Annotated in this window: 3 protein-coding genes; all 3 read left to right on the top strand. The window is 37.7% G+C overall.

Features of this window, described 5'->3' with window-relative positions; genetic code table 11:
* Nucleotides 1-710 (top strand): S49 family peptidase (locus IC220_RS06915; RefSeq protein ID WP_188153718.1); only part of this gene is annotated, 710 nt, incomplete at its 5' end.
* A 260-nt stretch (nt 711-970) separates the two neighbouring features.
* The gene (locus IC220_RS06910; RefSeq protein ID WP_188153717.1) at nt 971-1,342 is read left to right on the top strand and encodes a head decoration protein; all 372 of its coding nucleotides are present in this window, start codon (nt 971-973) and stop codon (nt 1,340-1,342) included.
* Nucleotides 1,343-1,377: 35 nt separating this feature from the next.
* Complete coding sequence (locus IC220_RS06905; protein ID WP_188153716.1) at nt 1,378-2,382, top strand: major capsid protein; 1,005 nt, start codon at nt 1,378-1,380, stop codon at nt 2,380-2,382.
* Nucleotides 2,383-2,533: the final 151 nt, after the last annotated feature.

The raw sequence follows: 2,533 nt of genomic DNA, 5'->3' as shown, positions 1-2,533 counted from the left end.
ATAATGCAAGAGCACAGAAGAAAATTATCGCTATAGCCAATGATGATGCGTACTCTGCTGCATATGCAATTGCTTCAAGCGCTGAAAAGGTTTTTGTAAGCAGAACTTCAGGAGTAGGAAGTATAGGGGTAATAGCAAGTCACATCGATCAAAGTGGGTTTAATGAAAAGCAAGGTATCAAGTACACCACAATCTTTGCTGGTAGCCGAAAGAATGATTTAAATCCACATGAACCAGTTACTTCAGAAAGTTTAGAAAATCTACAAAATGAAGTAAATCGCTTATATGAAATGTTTTCCCAGCTCATAGCACGCAATAGAAATCTTTCTGTAGAAGCAATTAAAAACACAGAAGCAGGGCTTTATTTTGGTGAAAATGCAATAGAAATAGGCCTTATAGATGAAGTAGCAACTTTTAATGAAATTATTAACAAAGGAGAAACTATGACAGCTAATAATGATGATTTAATAGAAAAATATAACAAGTATCGAACTGAAGTACTGGAAATAGCAAGACTGTGTAACTTGTCCAAGATGCCAGAGAAATTATTAGAGTTTGTTGAGCAGGGAGTAAACGTTGAGCAGGCACGAGAGAGCTTAATGTCTACACTTGCAGAAAGGACAACAAAGACTGAAATTTTAAGCACAATACCACAAAGTTCATCAGAGGACTTGATGATGCAGGCAGCTAAAACCCGCCATAATAGCTAATTATAAAGTAGTACCGTGGCATACAAACACAGAACCGCCGTATATAACACTAGACCTTCTGCAAAACGTGAAACTTAGCTTGGAAGGTTTCTCTTCATATTTTTTAAAAATTTTCTTGTTTAGAGCGCCGTAGAGAAGCAAAGTCACACATGGGATAGGTTTTTGTACCCCCCAAAAAGAATTTGACGTTTATTTCTTTGTTTCGCAGAAGGTCTACTTAATAAAAGCGGCGGTAAAACAATTAAGGAGGAGAAACGTTTATGAGTTGTATAATTGAACAAAATAACCTAGGTGACCTATTAAAGTACGAGGCATCAAATCTTTACTCAAGAGAGCAAATAACAGTAGCCAAGGGGCAAAACCTGAAACTTGGAGCAGTTGTTGGCTTAGATAGCAAAGATAATCTAATTAAAGTCTTAAATCCAACTGCAACAGATGGAACGCAAACGGCAATAGGAGTAATCACAAGTGATTTAAATGCAAAAGAAAACACCAAAGCGGTAGTAATTACCAGAATAGCTTTGCTTGCTGATTATGCTATTGTTTGGCCAACAAATATTACCGAAGAACAAAAAACAGCGGCAATAAAACAACTTGAGGCACGAGGAATCGTCATCCGCAAAGGAGTCTAACGAAAACATCATTATTAGGAAAAAAGGGGGAGAAAATGCAAAATCCATTTACAAATCCAGCATTTAGTATGACAGCATTGACTGGAGCTATTAACATATTACCGATTAATTTTGGTCGAACAGAAAGTTTGAAATTGTTTCCAAGTAAATCAGTGAGATACCGCCACATTACTATTGAAGAGCAAAATGGAGTGTTAAGTTTATTACCAACGCAAGTCCCAGGAGCGCCAGCAACAGTCGGCAAAAGAGGAAAAAGAAAGGTGAGAACTTTTACAATTCCACATATTCCACACGATGATGTAGTATTGCCAGAGGAAGTTCAAGGAATCAGGGCATTTGGTTCAGAAAATGAACTTGTAGCCTTGGCTGATGTGATAACCGATCATTTGCAAACAATGAGAAATAAACATGCGATAACGTTGGAACACTTACGTATGGGGGCATTGAAGGGGGTTATTCTTGATGCAGATGGCTCTGAATTACTGAATCTTTACAATGAATTTGAAATTACGCCAAAAGTAGTAAATTTTGCCCTTGGCACAGCAACAACAGATGTAAAACGTAAATGTTTAGAAGTACTGCGACATATAGAGGATAACTTAAGCGGTGAGTATATGGAAAGAGTACATGCACTGGTAAGCCCTGAATTTTTCGATGCTCTAACTTCTCACGCTAAAGTAAAAGAAGCATACGAAAGATGGCAAGAAGGAGCAGCTTTGAGGGATGATATGAGATCAGGATTTACATTCTGTGGCATTACGTTTGAGGAATATAGAGGGCAAGCTACAGATCCAGACGGCAATGTTAGAAGATTTATTGAGAAAGATACTGGAAATTGTTTTCCGCTGGGAACTGCCAATACATTTACCACTTACTTTGCTCCAGCGGATTTTAATGAGACAGTGAATACTTTAGGGCAACCACTATATGCAAAACAAGAGCCAAGAAGATTTGATAGAGGAACAGATATACATACTCAATCGAACCCGCTGCCAATGTGCCATCGCCCTGGCATACTGATGAAGATCACCACTATGTAATTAAAGAGAGGCTTTATGTCAAAAACACCAGGGCGTGAAGGCCTGATGATATCAGTATACATATAAGCATGTCAAGTTATTAATAGATTATTTCATAAAACCACTTCTCTGCCTGTGCTATAAACGTTGTTGTAGTATAGAATAGAGTTTA

It is taken from the genome of Wolbachia endosymbiont of Pentalonia nigronervosa, from assembly GCF_014534705.1.
Classification (GTDB): domain Bacteria; phylum Pseudomonadota; class Alphaproteobacteria; order Rickettsiales; family Anaplasmataceae; genus Wolbachia.
This window is presented reverse-complemented; position numbering and strand designations above follow the sequence as displayed.